This window comes from Enterococcus sp. HMSC072F02 (assembly GCF_001837725.1).
In the GTDB taxonomy this organism is placed as follows: Bacteria; Bacillota; Bacilli; order Lactobacillales; family Enterococcaceae; genus Enterococcus_B; species Enterococcus_B lactis.
Map to the genome: position 1 here is coordinate 1 of NZ_KV833883.1, position 672 is coordinate 672.

The following is a 672-nucleotide window of genomic DNA, read 5'->3' on the forward strand; positions in this document are numbered from 1 at the left end:
GTGGCTTTTTTATGTATTCTTTTATGGATTAATGAAAGGATGTTTCACATAGTTATACTTCTGTATATTTGAAAAGTTTTACTTTGACTTTTAAAATAGAAAGACATTTGGGTTAAATTGTGAGATAATAATAAAGAAGAGTTTAAAGCGTTCCCCAAAAACCACTCCCCCATAAGTGTGTTACGCTTTAAACTCTTTTATATTTGGAGCCATTAAAAGCATACCATATAACTGTAAAAAATAATGGGAAAAAGACTTATAATTGGAGTGATAGTTAATTAGTGACTTATTTTTGATTTTATAGCACTAATACTATAAAATATAGATATCATCATATTACACAATCTTAATACTAACTTAAAAAATATCTCCTTTCATAAGTATGGTGATAAAATCCGTTCCGGGCTACCTTTTTAGGTAGCCTACTTTAATCTTTATACCTTTCCGGATCAACGAAAGTATACTTTATATAGTCATAACGCCGATGATCGCTTCGTGCGTCTGGCACGTCAGTCACGATATCAAACAAAAAGTATACATCCTTCTTCATTCTAGTTTTCGCAGCAGGAATTTTGAAATAGTTCTTATTAGAATAGTAGAGATTGATTAATAAGCTATCTTCGATTGCTAAAAAGAAAACTTCTGAATCCCATACTTTATAAAAATCTTTGA

Annotated in this window: 1 protein-coding gene; it reads right to left on the reverse strand. The window is 29.9% G+C overall.

The features are described 5' to 3' along the window. Window positions 1-427: 427 nt before the first annotated feature. A partial coding sequence (locus HMPREF2731_RS00360; protein ID WP_060779150.1) for a DUF5960 family protein occupies window positions 428-672 on the reverse strand: 245 nt, incomplete at its 5' end.